The following is a 17,403-nucleotide window of genomic DNA, read 5'->3' as shown; positions in this document are numbered from 1 at the left end:
GTCCACTGCATAGAAACGCCATAATCGATGCTGTGGCACATAACAGCAGCTCAGGCCAGCCTCTGTCGCAAGCCCGCAACAGAAAAGACATGCGGGGGGCGGCGGAACCGGTGGAGACCGCGGACCTCGGGGCGGATTCATGGGCGCTGGCCCTGACACCCCGGCTCGCGCAGTTCGCCGCCGTCGCGCGCCACGAGCACGTCACGCGCGCCGCCCACGAGCTGGGCATGCCGCAGTCCACCCTCAGCCGCGCCATCGTCCGTCTGGAGGACGATCTCGGCGTGGCGCTCTTCGCCCGGCACGGCCGGACCCTCTCCCTCACCCCGGCGGGCCGCGCCTTCCTGGCCTCCACCGAGCGCGCGCTGCTGGACGTGGAGCGCGCCACCGAGTCCGTACGGGCCGACACCGACCCCACGGCGGGCAAGGTCGCCTTCGGCTTCCTGCACACGATGGGCTCGGAAACCGTACCGGGCCTGCTGCGCGCCTTCCGCGCCGACCATCCGCGGGTGCGCTTCCAGCTCGTCCAGAACTACGGCGAGGCGATGATCGAGCGGCTGCGCGCCGGCGACCTCGACCTGTGTCTGACCTCGCCCGTACCGGACTATCCGGACCTGGTCGCCCGCCGCCTGGACGAGCAGAAGCTGCGGCTGGTGGTGCCGGACGACCATCCGCTGGCCGCCCGCAAGCGCGTCCGGCTGGCGGAGGCGGCGGGGGAGCTGTTCGTCACCCTGGAGCCGGGGTACGGGCTGCGCCGTATCACCGACGCGCTGTGCGCCGAGGCCGGGTTCACGCCCAAGGTCGCGTTCGAGGGGGAGGAGGCGGAGACGCTGCGCGGCCTGGTCGCGGCGGGGCTCGGCGTGGCGCTGCTGCCGCCGCCCGCCGTGCCGCGGCCCGGCGTCGCCGAGCTGACGGTCACGGCGCCGCGCGCGGTCCGCGAGATCGGGGTGGCCTGGATGGACGGCCACCCCGACACCCCGCCGGTGGCGGCGTTCAAGAAGTTCCTGCTGGGGCGGCGGGGGCAGTTGATTCCCCGGTAGGGGGACAGCCCGTCACTCCTCGCCCGCGTCCTCGGGATCGCCGTACCGCACGGTCATGAACTCGATGGCGACCGTGCCGCCCGGGTCGAGGACGTAGACGCCGCGGCCGCCCCAGCGGTGGTTGATCTCGCCCTCCCGCCGGTGGAACGGGTCGGCCCAGAAGCGCAGCGACTGCTTGCGGACGCGGTCGAAGATCGCGTCGAACTCCTCGTCGGTGACCAGGAACGCGACATGGCTGCCGTTGATCGCGTCCGGCTCCACCGCGCTGTCGAGGAAGTCGATGCCGACGCCGTTGGCGGTCTGCACCTGGGTGAACGGGCCCCAGTCGGTGGGCGCGGGGCCGTCCATGAGGTCGCTGAGGAAGGCGGCGGTGGCCTTCTGGTCGCGGCAGTGGACGATCACGTGGTCGAGCGTGTTCGGCATCGGACCCCCTGCGGTCGGCCGGACTGACGATCGGTGGGGCGGAGTATAGGCAGGGGCGGGCGCCGTGCAAGGGGCGCGGCGGCGGGCGACGGCCGCCCGTTCGGCGGACGCGGCCGCTCGGAGCCCGCGCCCCGGCCCCTCAGTGCTTCAGCGACTCCCCGAAGCCCGACGCCAGCGGCATCCGCAGGCCCAGCGGCGGCGGCGCCGCCAGCGCGTCCGCCACCGGGCGGGCGTAGCCGTGGGCGAACAGCGAACCCAGCATGAAGTCGGCGGCCAGGGACAGGACTTCGGAGCGGTGCTGGTGCAGGGAGTGGCCGTCCGAGTGGACCTCGAAGCGGCAGACATCGCGGTTGATCTTCTTCGCGCGCTCCGCGTAGCGGTAGGACAGCTCCGGGTCGGTGCGCTCGTCGTTTGTCCCGTGGACGAGCAGCACCTGCCGGCCGGCGAGCTGTTTCACCGGTACCGAGTCGCTCTCCTCCGGGCTCAGGTCGGGAATCCACGGGGCCAGCGCCAGTACGGAGTGGACCGCCGGGTGGCCGGCGGCGTGCAGCGCGGCGCGTGCGCCCATGCCCGTACCGGCCAGGCAGACCGGGACGTCGCCGTACCGCCGTACGACCTCCTCCAGCGCCCACGCGGCGTCCGCCGCCGGATGGGCCGCCGCGCCGTTCCAGCCGCGGCAGCGGTAGTGCACGACATGGGCCACCAGGCCGTCGCGCCGCCCGGCGCGGGCCAGCCGGGCGGCCAGCGGGCGGGTCGACAGGGTGGACAGGGGGGAGGGGCGCCGGGTGCCCGACGGGCAGCCCTCGGGCAGTAACAGCGCGACGCCGCACACCGCCCGTCCCGCCCCGGCCGCTCCCAGCGGCTTTCCCAGCCGGGCACCGCGCACCGGCAACGCTTGCTGAGCCATGACCGAAACGATGGCAGAAGGTGGCCCACGGGAAACCCCGTGTACGGGTCACCGTTGGATATCGTTCGTGAAGTTCTACGCGCGTAGGGGCTACAGTGCCGAGATGACGAGCGAGACCACCAATCTTCCGACGGGCGACCAGATCCGCCGCGCGCCCAAGGTGCTGCTGCACGACCACCTGGACGGCGGCCTGCGCCCCGCCACCGTCGTCGACCTGGCCCTCGAAACGGGCTACGACGGCCTGCCCGAGACCGACCCCGAGAAGCTCGGCGTCTGGTTCCGCGAGGCGGCCGACTCCGGCTCGCTGGAGCGCTACCTGGAGACCTTCGCGCACACCTGTGCCGTCATGCAGACCCGCGACGCCCTCAAGCGGGTGGCCGCGGAGTGCGCCGAGGACCTGGCGGCCGACGGCGTGGTGTACGCCGAGGTGCGCTACGCGCCCGAGCAGCACCTGGAGAAGGGCCTGAGCCTCGAAGAGGTCGTCGAGGCGGTCAACGAGGGCTTCCGTGAGGGCGAGCGGCGCGCCCGCGCGGCCGGCCACCGCATCCGCGTCGGCGCGCTGCTGACCGCCATGCGGCACGCGGCCCGCGCCCTGGAGATCGCCGAACTGGCCAACCGCTACCGCGACCTGGGCGTCGTCGGCTTCGACATCGCGGGCGCGGAGGCCGGCTTCCCGCCCACCCGCCACCTCGACGCGTTCGAGTACCTCAAGCGGGAGAACAACCACTTCACCATCCACGCGGGCGAGGCGTTCGGCCTGCCGTCCATCTGGCAGGCGCTCCAGTGGTGCGGCGCCGACCGCCTGGGCCACGGCGTGCGCATCACCGACGACATGGAGGTGGCCGACGACGGCTCGGTGAAGCTGGGCCGGCTGGCCTCGTACGTACGGGACAAGCGCATCCCGCTGGAGATGTGCCCCACCTCCAACCTCCAGACCGGCGCCGCCACCTCGTACGCGGAGCACCCGATCGGCCTGCTGCGCCGTCTGCAGTTCCGTCTGACGGTCAACACCGACAACCGTCTGATGAGCGGCACCAGCATGTCCCGGGAATTCGAGCACCTGGTGGACACATTTCGATACACGCTCGACGACATGCAGTGGTTCACCGTCAATGCGATGAAGAGCGCGTTCATTCCTTTCGATGAACGACTGGCGATGATCAACGATGTCATCAAGCCGGGTTACGCGGAATTGCGCTCCGAATGGCTGTTCCAGCAGGTGGACACCGTGCCCGCGGTGATCAGCGAGTATCGCTCCGAGTAAGCGGGGGAGTTGTCGCGGGGAAAGGCGGCCGGTGTGTCAAGCGCCGGCCGTTTTCCCGTTCTCCAGGGTGTTTGCGGCGTGTCGGTGGCCTGGCTAGATTCCGGTGCCGGTCACACTCCCATCACAAGGATGTATTTCCATGAAGCAGGGAACCACCAAGACGCTCGGTGCCGCGGTCCTCGGCGTCGCCTTCGCCGCCACCGCGGCCGGGACCGCTGCCGCCGCCACGCCGGCCGCGACGGTACCGGCGGCCGATGTCGCCGGCGCGCTCCAGGCCGTGCAGAACCTGCCGGTCGAGAAGACCGCCAAGGGCATCACCGACCGCGGCTCCGACCACAGCCTGAAGGCCAACAACAAGGGCAACCTGCTCGGCGGGCTGCCGGCGGGCGGCGTGACCAAGGCGCTGCCGGCCCTCGGCTGAGACCCGCCGGACGCGGCGGTCCGTCCCGGAGCGGGAATGGCCGTGCCCCGGCCCGTACGACACGTACGGGCCGGGGCACGGCCATGTCTGCGCTCTCGTGGCGCCCGGTCACCAGGCGGAGCGGCTCGCGTTCTTCTCCGAGGGGATGAACAGCCACAGGCCCAGGTAGAGCAGGAACTGCGGGCCGGGCAGCAGACACGAGAGAAGGAAGATCACTCGCATTTTCGCGGGCGTGGTGCCGAAGTGCTGCGCCAGGCCCGCGCACACTCCGGCGATCATCCTGTTGCTGCGGGGGCGGACCAGTGCGGCGGCCATGGTTCTCCACTCCTTCTCGACTCCGGTTCGGAGCCGTTCGCCCCGATGTCTCAAAGGTAGGTCCGGGAACCCGACAGGGCGTCGGCCTGCGGTGCGATATCGACCCTGGTCATGGTGGGGGCCGGGCGGGCGGGGAGATCATCCCTGCGGCGTAGCCGGGAGCGGAACCCTGGTACGACCAGCAGGTGCGCGAGTGCTACCCCGGCGGTATTGAGCAGCACCATGTCCACGTCCGGCACCCGGCCGGGCACCCCGGCCTGGAACAGTTCGATGCTCAGCGAGACCATCGCGCCGGTGAAGACCGTACGAGCCAGCGAGCCCAGCGGAGAAACGTTCAGGCGCCCGGCCGCCATCGGCAGCAGGATGCCCAGCGGCGCCAGCAGCAGCACCGGGCCCCCGAGGTTCTGCACGGCCTCCCACGGGCCGTGCGCCAGCTCGGCGCGGATCGTCGCCAGTGGCCGGAAATTCGCGGCGGGCACCCAGGGGACCGTACGGGGGCGCAGCGTCAGCCAGCCGACGATCAGCAGATGCGCCACCAGGAGGACGGCTCCCGCGGCGCGCATACGGAGGGCGGCGGAACCGCCGCGGCCATGACCCTGCACACAGGCCAGGACGCGCCTACCCGCGGCCGTGGTTCCGTAAGGAACGGTGACCCTGCCCGCCGCCCTCAAGGAGCCCTCAGTTTCCCGGTGCGGGGCTGCCCCACGCGGTGCCCGGCACGCTCTCCGGGTGCGTACGCACCTCCGCCGAGCAGGCATAGCGCTGCGGGTCACCGTCGCCGGGGCCGCCCAGCACCGCGGCGTGCGTCCGGCCCAGGACGCCGCTCTCGCCGAACGTGCACGCGAGCTGGGCGAGCGCGAAGGACGGCAGGTCCTCCGGCCGTACGCTCAGCCGCAGCGCCTCCTGCGGATCGCCCGCGCGCGGCCCGCTCACCTCCAGGTCCTCGGGCACCGCCGTACTGAACCCGGCCTCCTCCTCGACGGGCCCCGGCTGCTCCTGGAGCTCGTCCAGCAGGGCACGGGCCACCTGGAGGCGGTCGGCGGGCCGCTGCTTCGGATACGTCACGGTCCGCTCCACCGGCGCCAGCGTCGAACTGCACACCAGATAGAGGGTGACCGGGGAACTGTCCGGCTGGGCCGGGGCCACCGAGCCCGCAGGAACCTTGCAGCTGACGCGGGAGGGCGCGGCACCGGCGTCGACCGGTACGGACGTACCCCGGATGCCGCAGCTCGCGAGGGCCGGTACGAGGGCGGCCAGGGCCACGGCGGCCAGCGCGGCGGCCCGGGGGCGGGAGCCGGGCCGACGGCCGGACGGGGTGGGGGTGCGCCGGGGAAGCCAGGTCATCGGCGGTCACCGCCTTCCTTGCGGCGGGGGCCTGAGTCGGGTCCGGAGTCCGGGGCGGCGTCGGGGTCGGAGCCGGGGCCGGGTGCGGAGCCCGTACCCGGGGTCGCGTCCTCCGCACGCTCCGATACAGCGGTCCCGTCCGGCGTCTCCGGCGTCTCCGGCGTCTCCGGCGCCTTCGGCGCCTCCTGCGCGGTCCCCTGCGCGACGCCCTGCGCAGCCCCCTGCCCGTCCTCCTGCCCCTCCTCCGCAGCCCCGCCGGTCCCCACCGGCAGCCGCAGCGTGAAGACCGCGCCGCCCTCCGGCGAGTTCGCGGCGGTGATCTCGCCACCGTGGATGTGCGCGTTCTCCAGGGCGATCGACAGGCCCAGGCCGCTGCCCTCCGACCGCGGCCGGGACGCGCTCGCCTTGTAGAAGCGGTCGAAGACGTGCGGCAGGACCTCCTGCGGGATGCCGGGGCCGTGGTCGCGTACCCGGATCAGCAGGTCCTCGCCCTCCGGCGTGGCCTGGGTCCGTACGGACACCCGGACCGGCGAGCCGCCGTGCTTGAGCGCGTTGCCGATGAGGTTGGCGAGGATGACGTCGAGGCGGCGCGGGTCCAGACGGGCCACGATGCCGCGCTCGGCGTCCAGCTCGACCGCGTCCAGCCAGGCCCGCGCGTCGATGCACGCGGTCACCTGGTCCGCCACGTCCACGTCGTCCTGCACCAGCCGTGCCGTCCCCGCGTCGAAGCGGGTGACCTCCATGAGGTTCTCCACCAGGTCGTTCAGCCGCCGGGTCTCGCTGACCACCAGCTTCACCGCGGGCGCGATCATCGGGTCGAGGGAGTCCTCCTCTTCCTCCAGCACCTCGGTGACCGCGGTGATGGCCGTCAGCGGCGTGCGCAGCTCGTGCGACATGTCGGCGACGAAGCGGCGGGACGCCGCCTCCCGCCCGCTCAGCTCGGCCACCCGCTGCTCCAGCCGCTCGGCGGTGCGGTTGAACGTACGGGAGAGGTCGGCGAGCTCGTCGGTGCCGGTCACCCGCAGCCGGGTGTCCAGCCGCCCCTCGCCCAGCTGCCGGGCCGCGTGGCCCAGGCGCTGCACCGGCCGCAGCACGGTGGTCGCGGCGGCCTGCGCCAGCAGCGCCGAGCCGACCAGGGCCAGCGCGGTGGCGATGCCCAGCGACCAGGCCAGCGAGTTCAGGTCCTGACGCTCGGTGGCCAGCGACTTGAGCATGTAGCCGGTCGGGCCGCCGCCGTTCATCCGGGCACCGGCGACGAGGTACGGGGTGTCGTGCAGCTCCTTGCGCTGCCAGTACATGTGGTACGGCACCCGGTTGCCGTCGTCGAGCGCGCGCTTCTCGTTGACCGCGGTCTGGAGCGACTGCGGCACCGTCTTGAGCGTGAAGAGGTCCTTGTCGGTGGTCGCGACGCACTGCCGGCCGTCCGCGCCGCGCATGACGAGCAGCACGGCGTAGTTCTGCGGCCCGCCCGCCATCTGCCGCGCGGCGTCCTGAAGCTCCGCGCAGTGCGGGCGCAGCGGCAGCGAGCGGGTGCTGTCCTCCAGCGACTTGTGGAAGTCGTTGAGCGCGGAGTTCTGGGTGCGGTCCAGCACCGTGTTGCGGTTGAGCCAGTACGCGATGCCGGAGGCGGAGACCGCCGCGGTCAGCGCGACCAGCGCGAACACGAAGACCAGCCGCAGCCGCAGGCTGGTCCAGCGCAGCAGGCCGAGCGCCCGTACGCACCGTACGAGCAGCGAGGAGCGCTCCTGTCCGGGCGCGCCCTCGTCGGCCGTGCCGTCGGCGGTCCGCTCCGTGTCGTCCGCCGTACGGCCGCCCGCACGCCCGTCCGTCCGCCCGGCACCCGCGCCGTCGGTGCCCGTACGGCCCCCCACGTCCCTGTCCTTCCTGTCCCTGCCCGGCCGGGCCGTGTCCCGCGGGCCGTCCGTACGGTCCGGGTCCGGACCGGTCGAGCGTTCGGTCACTGCGGGGTGTCCAGCCGGTAGCCGACACCGCGGACCGTACGGATCAAGGTCGGCGAGGACGGTACGTCCTCCACCTTCGCGCGCAGCCGCTGCACGCACGCGTCCACCAGCCGCGAGTCACCCAGGTAGTCGTGCTCCCACACCAGGCGCAGCAGCTGCTGCCGGGACAGCGCCTGGCCGGGGCGGCGGCTGAGCTCCAGCAGCAACCGCAGCTCGGTGGGTGTCAGTTGCAGATCCTCGCCGTTCTTGGTGACCGTCATCGCCGAGCGGTCGATGACCAGCGAGCCGAAGGTCGCCGCGTCGTTGGACTCGCGCTCCCCGCGCCGCAGCACGGCCCGGATACGGGCGTCCAGCACCCGGCCCTGCACCGGCTTGACCACGTAGTCGTCCGCGCCCGACTCCAGCCCGACCACCACGTCGATGTCGTCGTTGCGCGCGGTCAGCAGGATGATGGGCAGCTGGTCCGTCCGCCTGATCCGCCGGCACACCTCGAAACCGTCGATGCCCGGGAGCATCACGTCCAGCACGATCAGGTCCGGGCGCTGCTCGCGCAGCAGCTTCAGGCCGTCCTCGCCCGTCGCCGCGGTCACCACACGGTGACCCTGGCGGGACAGCGAGAGTTCGAGGGCCGTGCGGATGGCGTCGTCGTCCTCGATCAGCAACAGGAAAGGCACGTCGGCCATTCTGGCCCATGGGGGACCAGGACTTCGACCTGCGCGGTCCTGGCGCGGTGCCCGCACCCCCGGCCCGCCCCTGTGACAGGGCTGTGACAGACGGCGGACAGCGTCATGAAACTGCTCCGGCAGGCTTTTTCCCATCACGAACCGAAGCAAGCAGGGTCTACCGAACGGGGGCGCGCGATGAACACACTGCACAGCACCACGACCAGCGCAGTCATCACGCGTCTGCACGACATCGGCCGGACCACCGAGAAGTCCGGTGCCGTGGGCGGGCGGGGGTGCGCTCGCGGCACCGGGCGTCATCGCATTCCTTACATGGTCGCGATCGACGCGATGACGCAGCGCGACGGGGGACGCGGAACCGACGGGGGAGACACCGGTTCCGCCGGGGGGACGGCGTACAGGGAAGGTACGGGGGAACGGCGCTCCGCGTCGCAGGCGGAGGAAACGGGGGACGCCGCCGCGGCGTTCACCGCCTACGTCCAGGAACGCCGCGCTTCCCTGTACGCCACCGCCTACCACCTGACCGGTGACCGCTTCGAGGCCGAGGACCTGCTGCAGAGCGCGCTGTTCTCGACCTACCGGGCGTGGGACCGGATCAGCGACAAGGCGGCGCTGGGGGGCTACCTGCGCCGCACGATGACCAATCTGCACATCAGCGCCTGGCGCCGCCGCAAGCTGAACGAGTACCCGACCGAGGAGCTGCCGGAGACGGCCGGTGACACGGACGCGATGCGCGGCACGGAGCTGCGCGCGGTGCTGTGGCAGGCGCTGGCCCGGCTGCCGGAGACGCAGCGCACGATGCTGGTGCTGCGCTACTACGAGGGCCGCACGGACCCGGAGATCGCGGACATCCTCGGCATCAGTGTCGGCACGGTCAAGTCCAGCATCTGGCGCTCGCTGCGCCGGCTGCGCGAGGACGAGGCGCTCAGCCTCGGCCGTGACGAGCAGGAGTCCTTCGGCGAGCTGGTGGCCTGAGGGCGGGGAAGGGACGACGGGGGAGCGAGGAAGAGAGGGACCCGAGGGGGGATACGGGGGAAATCGGGGGATACGGGGGAGATGAGGAGCGGGTTCGGCCGGCCGGGGGGTACGGCGCGAATCCGCTCCTTCGCCGTTCACGGGGTCCGCGATGCGCGGGCCCCGCGCTCCGTTCAGGCGCAGACTTCCGCGGTTTTCGCGACGGCGTGACCGGCCCCGGCGTCCGCGGTCCGCGCCGCCGCGATCCGCGCCAGCGCCTCCGGCCTGGCGCACGGGTGGGCGCCCAGCGCGGTGTGCCGGGCGACGATCCCGCGTTCGGCGCGCAGCAGCCGCAGTCCGCGGCGCAGCAGCACCAGTACCGGCTTGCGGCCCTCGCGCAGGTCGCGGACCAGCCGCCGCCGGAAGGTCGTGGTGGGGCGGCCGCGCAGGCACAGCGCGTCGGCCAGCAGCCCGGCCGCGCGGCAGCGCTCCGCGATGTCCGCCGCGAAGACGCCCTCCGCGATGAACACGGGCGCGTCCCCACGGTCCAGAACCGTTTCCCCGGTCCGCGCGCTGGCGGCGATGTCGTACACCGGTACGGCCGTACGCCCCGTACGGCACAGTTCCTCGATCGCGGCGACGGCGTCGTCCGCGTTCCACGAGAGCGGCGAGTCCCAGTCGATGCCGCCGCCGTCGGGCAGCGCCGGCAGCGTCGGGTCCGCGTGCTCCTTGTAGAAGTCGTCGAGGTTGAGGACGGGCAGGCCGGTGCGGGCGGCGAGGGACGACTTGCCGGAGCCGGAGGGGCCGGTCAGCAGGACGACGCGGGCGGCGGGCGGCCGGGGCGAGGAGTGGGAGCTCACGGGGAGCCATTGTCGCGCATTGGGCCGTGAGGGTTACCCGGCGCGGCTGCGCTGGAACGGGCCCGCATCACTCAACTACGCTACGGAATCATTCGATTACGCACATATCGTTACTTCGCTTACGCACAGGCAGGTGGCACATGGCCTCACACGCACGTCCCCGGCACCGGCGCCGCGTACCGCTCTCCGCCCTGCGCGTCGGGCTGGCGCTCTCGGTGGCCGGTACCGCCCTCGTGGCGGCCGGTGCGGCGCCGGCGGGCGCGGCGGCCCCCGGGCACGGCGACAAAGCCGCGCGGACCCGCCAGGCGGTGACGGGAGCGCTGCTGCACTCCCTGGCGGGCGGCCTCGGGCCGGTCAAGAAGCTCAAGCTGGACCCGCTGTCCGGGACCGCGGCGGACCCGCTGAACAACACGATCGGCACCCAGATCGCCGACTTCAAGCCGCTGACCACGGGGCTCGTCACGGGCCCGCTCGCGGGCGGCGGAGCGCTGGAGGACCTGCCGCTGGCGGGCGCGATCGTGGGCCTGCTGCCCGGCTGAGGACGCCGGAACACGGCGCGGAACGCGGTCCGCCCGCCCCCACGGACGGATGGGGGCGGGCGGAAGCGTTTCGGCGCGGGGCCTGGGGGACGGAGGGTCAGACGCCCATCGGGTGCCAGACGGTCTTGGTCTCCAGGAAGGCCAGCATCCGCTCCGTACCGGGGTCGGCGGTCCAGTCCACGGCGCGCGGGCGCAGGACCCGCTTGAGGTTGTCGGCCGCGGCCGTCTCCAGCGCCTTGACCAGCTCCGCGTCGGCCGCGGCGCCCGCCAGGTCGATCGCGTTGACGTCCTGGTGCGCGGCCAGCGGCCCGCCCAGCTCGTTGACGCGTCCGGACAGGATGTTGACCACGCCGCCCGGCAGGTCGGAGGTGGCCAGCACCTCGCCCAGCGACAGCGCGGGCAGCGGGGCCTTCTCGCTCGTGACGACCACGACCGTGTTGCCCGTGACGATCGCCGGGGCGATCACCGACACCAGGCCGAGGAACGACGACTCCTGCGGCGCCAGTACGGCGACCACGCCGGTCGGCTCCGGCGAGGACAGGTTGAAGTACGGCCCGGCCACCGGGTTCGCGGCGCCCGCGATCTGGGCGACCTTGTCGGACCAGCCCGCGTACCAGACCCAGCGGTCGATCGCCGCGTCCACCTGCGCCGCCGCCTTGGCCTTCGACAGGCCCTCGGCCTCGGCGACCTCCGCGGCGAACTGCTCGCGGCGGCCCTCCAGCATCTCCGCGACGCGGTAGAGGATCTGGCCGCGGTTGTAGGCCGTGGCGCCGGACCAGCCGCCGAACGCCTTGCGCGCCGCGACCACGGCGTCCCGGGCGTCCTTGCGGGACGACAGGGGCGCGTTGGCGAGCCAGTTGCCCTTGGAGTCCGTCACCTCGTACACCCGCCCGCTCTCGGACCGGGGGAACTTGCCCCCGACGTACAGCTTGTAGGTCTTGAGAACGCTCAAGCGATCAGACATCGAGGTACGCCTCCAGACCGTGCCGGCCGCCCTCGCGGCCGAAGCCCGACTCCTTGTAGCCGCCGAACGGCGAGGCCGGGTCGAACTTGTTGAACGTGTTGGACCAGACGATGCCCGCCCGGAGCTTGTTCGCCATCCACAGGATGCGCGAGCCCTTCTCCGTCCAGACGCCCGCCGACAGCCCGTAGGGGGTGTTGTTGGCCTTGGCCACCGCCTCTTCCGGCGTACGGAAGGTCAGCACCGACAGCACCGGCCCGAAGATCTCCTCCTGGGCGATGCGGTGGGCCTGGGTGACGCCGGTGAACAGCGTCGGCGCGAACCAGTAGCCCGCGTCGGGCAGTTCGCAGGCCGGGGCCCAGCGCTCGGCGCCCTCGGACTCGCCCGCGTCGGCCAGCTCCTTGATGCGGGCCAGCTGCTCGGCGGAGTTGATCGCGCCGATGTCGGTGTTCTTGTCCAGCGGGTCGCCGACGCGCAGCGTGCTCATCCGGCGCTTGAGCGCCTCCAGCAGCTCGTCCTGCACGGACTCCTGCACCAGCAGGCGCGAGCCCGCGCAGCACACATGGCCCTGGTTGAAGAAGATGCCGTTGACGATGCCCTCGACGGCCTGGTCGATCGGCGCGTCGTCGAAGACGATGTTCGCGGCCTTGCCGCCCAGCTCCAGGGTGAGCTTCTTGTCCGTACCGGCGACGGTACGGGCGATGGCCTTGCCGACCTCGGTCGAACCGGTGAAGGCGACCTTGTTCACGTCCGGGTGCGCGACCAGCTCGGCGCCGGTCGAGCCGTCGCCGGTGAGGATGTTGACGACACCCTTCGGCAGGCCCGCCTGGCGGCAGATGTCCGCGAAGAACAGCGCGGACAGCGGGGTGGTCTCGGCGGGCTTGAGGACGACGGTGTTGCCGCAGGCCAGCGCCGGGGCGATCTTCCACGCCAGCATCAGCAGCGGGAAGTTCCACGGGATGACCTGGCCCGCCACGCCCAGCGGCTTCGGGTCGGCGCCGTAGCCCGCGTGGCCGAGCTTGTCGGCCCAGCCCGCGTAGTAGAAGAAGTGGGCGGCGACCAGCGGCAGGTCCGAGTCGCGGGACTCGCGGATCGGCTTGCCGTTGTCCAGCGACTCCAGGACGGCCAGCTCGCGCGAGCGCTCCTGGATGAGGCGGGCGATGCGGAAGAGGTACTTGGCGCGCTCGGCGCCGGGCAGCGCCGACCACTTCTCGAACGCCTTGCGGGCGGCCTTGACGGCGCGGTCCACGTCCTCGGCGGACGCCTGCGCGACCTCGGAGAGGACCTCCTCGTTCGCGGGCGAGACGGTCTTGAAGACCTTGCCGCCGGCCGCGTCGGCGAACTCGCCGTCGATGAACAGCCCGTAGGACGGCGCGATGTCGACGACGGCGCGTGACTCGGGCGCCGGTGCGTATTCGAAGGTCATGGTCAGTCCACCGTGACGTAGTCGGGGCCGGAGTAGCGGCCGGTGCCGAGCTTCTGGCGCTGCATCAGCAGGTCGTTGAGCAGGCTGGAGGCGCCGAACCGGAACCAGTCGGCGGTCAGCCACTGATCGCCCAGCGTCTCGTTGACCATGACCAGGTACTTCATGGCGTCCTTGGTCGTACGGATGCCGCCGGCCGGCTTCACACCGACCTGTACCCCGGTCGTGGCGTGGAAGTCGCGGACCGCTTCGAGCATCAGCAGGGTCACCGGCGGGGTGGCGTTGACCGCGACCTTGCCGGTCGAGGTCTTGATGAAGTCGGCGCCCGCCAGCATCGCGAGCCAGGAGACCCGGCGCACGTTGTCGTACGTCTGGAGCTCGCCGGTCTCGAAGATCACCTTCAGGTGGGCGTACGAGCCGTCCTCGCGGCGGCACGCCTCCTTGACCTGCTTGATCTCCTCGAAGACCGTCAGGTAGCGGCCGGACAGGAACGCGCCCCGGTCGATCACCATGTCGATCTCGTCGGCGCCGGCCGCGACCGCGTCCCGGGTGTCGGCCAGCTTCACGGGCAGCGCGGCCCGCCCCGCCGGGAAGGCGGTGGCGACGGAGGCGACGTGGATGCCGGAACCGGTCAGCGCTTCCTTGGCCGTCGCCACCATGTCCGGGTAGACGCAGATCGCGGCGACCTTGGGGGTGCCGCGGTCGGTGGGGTCGGGGTGGATCCCCTTGGCGCACAGGGCCCGGACCTTGCCCGGGGTGTCCGCTCCTTCGAGCGTCGTCAGGTCGATCATCGAGATGGCGAGATCGATGGCGTACGCCTTCGCCGTGGTCTTGATCGAGCGGGTGCCGAGGGTCGCGGCGCGGGCCTGGAGGCCGACCGCGTCGACGCCCGGGAGGCCGTGCAGGAAGCGGCGCAGCGCACCGTCGGAAGCGGTCACGTCCGCCATCGACGCCAGACGCCCCGCGGCTTCCTTGCCGTATGCGGGAACAGTGGTGGGCATGGTCACGAGGGGAGCATATCTACGCGCGTAGCTGCATGTCACCCCCTCCGCGGAACGGGGTGGGCGCGGCGGTGGGGAGAATTCCGGTTTTTACGGCACGGTTGGGCGATACCGGACAGATGGCCTTCCGCGGTACGGCCGTTACACACCGGGCATCCGGCGGTCACAGCCCGTCCGTACGTTACGTCCCACCGCCACCGCCAGACCCGCACGGCCCCACCCGTCCGGGAGGCGGCATGCGATGTCTGTTCATCCAGTCCGGCACCACCAGCCAACAATGGAGTTCCCGCGTGTCTGCTTTATTTCCGCGCCACCGCATGATCCTGCGCACCGCGGCCGTCTGCGCCGCCGTGACCGCCGCCGCCCTCGGGCCGGTGTCCGGCGCGTTCGCGGCCGGTTCGGGGAAGGGGGGCGGGCCGACGCTCGACGACATCCTCCGGTGCACGGTCAGCGAGAAGGTCTACTCGGTCGTGCCCATCGAGGGCGCGTACGTGGAGATCATCAACCGGCCGATGCCCAAGAACGGTCCCATGGGGCCGGAGGCCGTCCTGAAGGACAAGGACGGCAACCTCCTCTTCGGGGGCGTGGCCTACAACCGCCCCGTCAACGAGAAGGCCGGGCTCAAGCTCACCAACCTGGAGAGCGGCCGGGCCCAGCTGTGGCAGCGTCGCCCGGCGGGCGGGGTGGCCTTCGAGCACACCCATGACTTCCCCGCGCTGCCCAAGGGCTGCCCGGTCCGCTGGGAGGCACAGGACGAGGGCACCTACGTCCGTTCGGTGAATCTGGCGGACGGCAGTTCCATCGCCAAGGTCTATCGGATGGGCCCCGGCCAGTATCGGGCGGAAGGTTTCTTCGACGACGGCCAGTCGTTCGGCTCGATCGATGCGACCCCCGCCGAGCCTTACGTGGCCGGCAACCTCAACGGGATGATCACCGCACTCTCCTCGAAGGGCGAGGTGGCCTCCTGGTTCGCGAAGGCCCGCCCGACCGGCCCGCACAACGAGACGCTCGCCGACGGCAAGACCGTTGTCCAGGTGACCGAGCTCGGTGACCAGCACTACCGGGCGGTCCTCAGCGACAAGGACGGGCGCACGCTCGGCACGATGGAGGTCGAGGGCGAGAAGAAGTCCAGCGCCGCGATCAAGGTCGGCTCCCTATGGGCCGTGCTGGAGACCGACGGCGGCGTCACCTCGTACGTCGGGCGCTGAGTCGGGCGGTACGCCGAAAGTGGGCGTTTCGTAGCGTAATTCGAGCGGTCCGCCGGTTTCCGGCGGGCCGCTTCGCGCGCGTACGGGCGCATCTGTAACAGGTGCGCCGGGGAGTGATGGATTTCTGTGGGGTGGCCGTTACACAACCACGGACGGCCTGTCACAGCCGTCACCTACCTTTTTCCATGCCGCACCGCACCGCAGCACCTTCCGGCCCCACCTGTAGAGGACGGCGGATGTGGTCTCGTCGCCGAACGACCGACCCTCCAACGGGAGTTACCCATGACCGTACTGACCGCCCGCCGCGCCCTGCGCACCGCCGTCGCGTCCGCAGCGCTGGGGGCCGCCGTGCTCGGCCCGGTCTCCGGCGCGTTCGCCGCCACGCCCGTGACCGCCGGGGCCGCCGCCGCGAAGCCCGCCTCCGACGGCGCCGGCCGGTACGCGGGACATCCGGTCTTCATCGGCAAGGGCATGGTGGCCGTGCTGCGCAACGTGCCCTCGGCGGGCGGCCCCGAGGCGTGGATCCGTTACGTCGGCCCGCAGTGGAAGCCCGGCGACCGGTACATGGTCCGGGTGCTCGGCCTCCTCGACCGTAACCACCCGACCGCGCAGATCAAGGGCCTGCACCTGCGCCTGTCCGGCGTCTCGGGCGCGTCGCCGGTGCTGCACGTCGGCGGTGGCAGCCGCGCGAGGACGTACGCGCTGCCGAAGTCCGGCGTGCCGTCCACCGGCGGCAAGGAGGCCGGCAAGCGCGGCCAGGGCGGCAAGGAGGCCGGCGGGCACGCCGCCGTACCGACCGCCCACAAGCCCGGCGGCACCGCTTCCGACCGCCGCAAGAGCTGCTCCGTCACCCGCCGCGTGGCCATCGGCGGCGGCACCCTCGCCGCCATGACCAACAGCTCCAAGGGGCCCAGGGTGACCTTCGAGGACGGTCCGGGCAACGCGGTGCCGGGCGCCTTCCTCGACCGTACGCACCCGACCCTGGCCCGCTACGGCGCGAAGATCGTCAGCCCGTACAGCGCCCGCCCCACGTTCCGCTTCAAGATGCAGGGCGGCAGCTACCCGCCCGGTTACGCCAACTTCCCCACGCTGCCCAAGGGCTGCGTGCCGGCCGCGAAGCCCGGCAAGGGCAGTGCCCCCGGCGGCACGCACGCCGTCAAGGCCACCGAGAGCAAGGCGCCGGCCCCCGCCGGCTCGCAGGCCGCCCCGACCGGCACCCAGACCAAGACGCTGCCCAAGGGCGGCGTGGCCGCCGGTTACGACGCGCCGGAGGCGCCGGACACCACCCCGCTGTTCGCGGCGGGCGGCGCGTTCGCCGCGGCCGGTGCGGCGGGCGTGGTCTTCGCGGTGCGCCGCCGCCGGCAGTCCGAGGGCTCGTGGTGCTGAGCGGGCGCCCCGCGGGGCGCCGGGCGGACCGCCTGCTGACGGCGGCCTGCGTGCTCCTCCTGGCGCTCGGCGGCGTACTGCTCGCCCGCGGCGCCCTGGGCGGTAGCGCCCCCTCCGTGGCGCCTGCCGTCCACGTCGCGAACACCAGCGCCCCCACCGCGGCCCCGCGCACCCCGGCTCCGGCCGCGCTGCCCGCCGCCCGGCCCGTACGCGTCCGCATCCCGGCCGCGGGCGTGAACACCGGCCCGGTCCTGGACCTGGGCCTGGCCCCGGACGGCACGGTCGAGGTGCCGTCCGTGCGCCAGGCCGGCCGCATCGGCTGGTACGACCGGGGCGTCACCCCCGGCGAGATTGGCCCCACCGTCCTCATAGGCCACTACGACACCGTCGAAGGACCGGCCGTACTGAAGGACGTGGGCCGCATCCGCGTCGGAGACCGGATCTACGTCGACCGCGCGGACGGCCGCACCGCGGTCTTCGCCGTCCGCGCGCTCCAGCAGGTCGACAAGAAGGACTTCCCCACCCAGCGGGTCTACGGCGACACCGACCGGCCCGAGCTGCGCCTGGTGACCTGCGGCGGCGCCCTGGTCGGCGGCCACCGGCCGGACAACATCGTGGTCTACGCCGATCTGGTGGCGGCCTGAGACGCGCCCGGGGGGCGGGGCGTACGAATGATGCCGTAACGCAATGTCCGACATCCGGACGCTCAGGCACAA

The 17,403-nt window shown here is 72.4% G+C and carries 19 protein-coding genes; 8 read left to right on the top strand and 11 right to left on the bottom strand.

The features are described 5' to 3' along the window. Positions 1 to 89: 89 nt before the first annotated feature. On the top strand, positions 90 to 1,037 hold the full coding sequence (locus CP984_RS14765; RefSeq protein ID WP_004571975.1) for a LysR family transcriptional regulator: 948 nt from the start codon (positions 90 to 92) through the stop codon (positions 1,035 to 1,037). A 12-nt stretch (positions 1,038 to 1,049) separates the two neighbouring features. Here the strand turns inward: CP984_RS14765 and CP984_RS14760 are convergent, their stop codons facing one another. After that, complete coding sequence (locus CP984_RS14760) at positions 1,050 to 1,460, bottom strand: VOC family protein (RefSeq protein ID WP_004571974.1); 411 nt, start codon at positions 1,458 to 1,460, stop codon at positions 1,050 to 1,052. Between the two features lie 139 nt (positions 1,461 to 1,599). Further along, complete coding sequence (locus tag CP984_RS14755; RefSeq protein WP_030181602.1) at positions 1,600 to 2,367, bottom strand: alpha/beta hydrolase; 768 nt, start codon at positions 2,365 to 2,367, stop codon at positions 1,600 to 1,602. Between the two features lie 103 nt (positions 2,368 to 2,470). Here CP984_RS14755 and CP984_RS14750 point away from each other — a divergent pair, with 103 nt between their 5' ends. Together CP984_RS14750 and CP984_RS14745 are read left to right on the top strand one after the other, a co-directional pair. Next, positions 2,471 to 3,631 (top strand): adenosine deaminase, encoded by a 1,161-nt coding sequence (locus tag CP984_RS14750; protein ID WP_030181603.1) that lies wholly within the window; start codon positions 2,471 to 2,473, stop codon positions 3,629 to 3,631. A gap of 139 nt (positions 3,632 to 3,770) precedes the next feature. After that, complete coding sequence (locus CP984_RS14745) at positions 3,771 to 4,052, top strand: hypothetical protein (protein ID WP_004571971.1); 282 nt, start codon at positions 3,771 to 3,773, stop codon at positions 4,050 to 4,052. 108 nt (positions 4,053 to 4,160) lie between these two features. On the opposite strand, the gene CP984_RS14740 is transcribed toward CP984_RS14745, so the two are convergent. The 5 genes from CP984_RS14740 to afsQ1 form a co-directional block, all read right to left on the bottom strand. Beyond that, the gene (locus tag CP984_RS14740) at positions 4,161 to 4,367 is read right to left on the bottom strand and encodes a PspC domain-containing protein (protein WP_004571970.1); all 207 of its coding nucleotides are present in this window, start codon (positions 4,365 to 4,367) and stop codon (positions 4,161 to 4,163) included. Between the two features lie 50 nt (positions 4,368 to 4,417). After that, the gene (locus CP984_RS14735) at positions 4,418 to 4,930 is read right to left on the bottom strand and encodes a VanZ family protein (protein ID WP_004571969.1); all 513 of its coding nucleotides are present in this window, start codon (positions 4,928 to 4,930) and stop codon (positions 4,418 to 4,420) included. Between the two features lie 115 nt (positions 4,931 to 5,045). Then, the gene (locus tag CP984_RS14730) at positions 5,046 to 5,711 is read right to left on the bottom strand and encodes a hypothetical protein (RefSeq protein ID WP_004571968.1); all 666 of its coding nucleotides are present in this window, start codon (positions 5,709 to 5,711) and stop codon (positions 5,046 to 5,048) included. Continuing rightward, positions 5,708 to 7,444: an ATP-binding protein gene (locus tag CP984_RS14725; RefSeq protein ID WP_078575141.1), complete on the bottom strand. Its 1,737-nt coding sequence runs from the start codon at positions 7,442 to 7,444 to the stop codon at positions 5,708 to 5,710. The genes CP984_RS14730 and CP984_RS14725 overlap by 4 nt, the downstream gene beginning before the upstream one ends. 224 nt (positions 7,445 to 7,668) lie before the next feature. After that, on the bottom strand, positions 7,669 to 8,346 hold the full coding sequence (gene afsQ1, locus CP984_RS14720) for a two-component system response regulator AfsQ1 (protein WP_004571966.1): 678 nt from the start codon (positions 8,344 to 8,346) through the stop codon (positions 7,669 to 7,671). Positions 8,347 to 8,532: 186 nt separating this feature from the next. Here afsQ1 and CP984_RS14715 point away from each other — a divergent pair, with 186 nt between their 5' ends. Further along, a complete protein-coding gene (locus tag CP984_RS14715) occupies positions 8,533 to 9,330 on the top strand; it encodes a SigE family RNA polymerase sigma factor (RefSeq protein ID WP_030181608.1) in 798 nt (265 codons plus the stop codon). Between the two features lie 173 nt (positions 9,331 to 9,503). On the opposite strand, the gene CP984_RS14710 is transcribed toward CP984_RS14715, so the two are convergent. Beyond that, positions 9,504 to 10,169 carry a uridine kinase family protein gene (locus tag CP984_RS14710; RefSeq protein ID WP_003985550.1) on the bottom strand — a complete coding sequence of 222 codons (666 nt, stop codon included), beginning with the start codon at positions 10,167 to 10,169 and terminating at the stop codon, positions 9,504 to 9,506. A gap of 140 nt (positions 10,170 to 10,309) precedes the next feature. Between CP984_RS14710 and CP984_RS14705 the strand changes: the two genes are divergently transcribed. Next, entirely contained in the window at positions 10,310 to 10,708 is a 399-nt protein-coding gene (locus CP984_RS14705; protein WP_003985549.1) for a hypothetical protein, read from the top strand. A 97-nt stretch (positions 10,709 to 10,805) separates the two neighbouring features. Here the strand turns inward: CP984_RS14705 and CP984_RS14700 are convergent, their stop codons facing one another. The 3 genes from CP984_RS14700 to deoC are packed head-to-tail and all read right to left on the bottom strand — an operon-like array spanning position 10,806 to position 14,093. Beyond that, positions 10,806 to 11,672, bottom strand: a complete 867-nt coding sequence (locus CP984_RS14700) for an aldehyde dehydrogenase family protein (protein WP_003985548.1) — start codon at positions 11,670 to 11,672, stop codon at positions 10,806 to 10,808. Continuing rightward, positions 11,665 to 13,095 (bottom strand): aldehyde dehydrogenase family protein, encoded by a 1,431-nt coding sequence (locus CP984_RS14695; RefSeq protein WP_003985547.1) that lies wholly within the window; start codon positions 13,093 to 13,095, stop codon positions 11,665 to 11,667. Before CP984_RS14695 ends, CP984_RS14700 begins: the two co-directional genes overlap by 8 nt. A gap of 2 nt (positions 13,096 to 13,097) precedes the next feature. Beyond that, positions 13,098 to 14,093 (bottom strand): deoxyribose-phosphate aldolase, encoded by a 996-nt coding sequence (gene deoC, locus CP984_RS14690; RefSeq protein ID WP_030181609.1) that lies wholly within the window; start codon positions 14,091 to 14,093, stop codon positions 13,098 to 13,100. A 290-nt stretch (positions 14,094 to 14,383) separates the two neighbouring features. On the opposite strand from deoC, the gene CP984_RS14685 reads away from it, so the two are divergent. From CP984_RS14685 to CP984_RS14675, 3 genes are all read left to right on the top strand, one after another. After that, on the top strand, positions 14,384 to 15,301 hold the full coding sequence (locus CP984_RS14685; protein WP_129820746.1) for a hypothetical protein: 918 nt from the start codon (positions 14,384 to 14,386) through the stop codon (positions 15,299 to 15,301). A 282-nt stretch (positions 15,302 to 15,583) separates the two neighbouring features. Further along, on the top strand, positions 15,584 to 16,687 hold the full coding sequence (locus CP984_RS14680) for a hypothetical protein (RefSeq protein WP_003985543.1): 1,104 nt from the start codon (positions 15,584 to 15,586) through the stop codon (positions 16,685 to 16,687). Further along, positions 16,678 to 17,331, top strand: coding sequence for a class F sortase (locus CP984_RS14675; protein ID WP_003985542.1), 654 nt, complete (start codon positions 16,678 to 16,680; stop codon positions 17,329 to 17,331). The genes CP984_RS14680 and CP984_RS14675 overlap by 10 nt, the downstream gene beginning before the upstream one ends. Positions 17,332 to 17,403 lie beyond the last annotated feature (72 nt).

Source organism: Streptomyces rimosus (assembly GCF_008704655.1).
Classification (GTDB): domain Bacteria; phylum Actinomycetota; class Actinomycetes; order Streptomycetales; family Streptomycetaceae; genus Streptomyces; species Streptomyces rimosus.
This window is presented reverse-complemented; position numbering and strand designations above follow the sequence as displayed.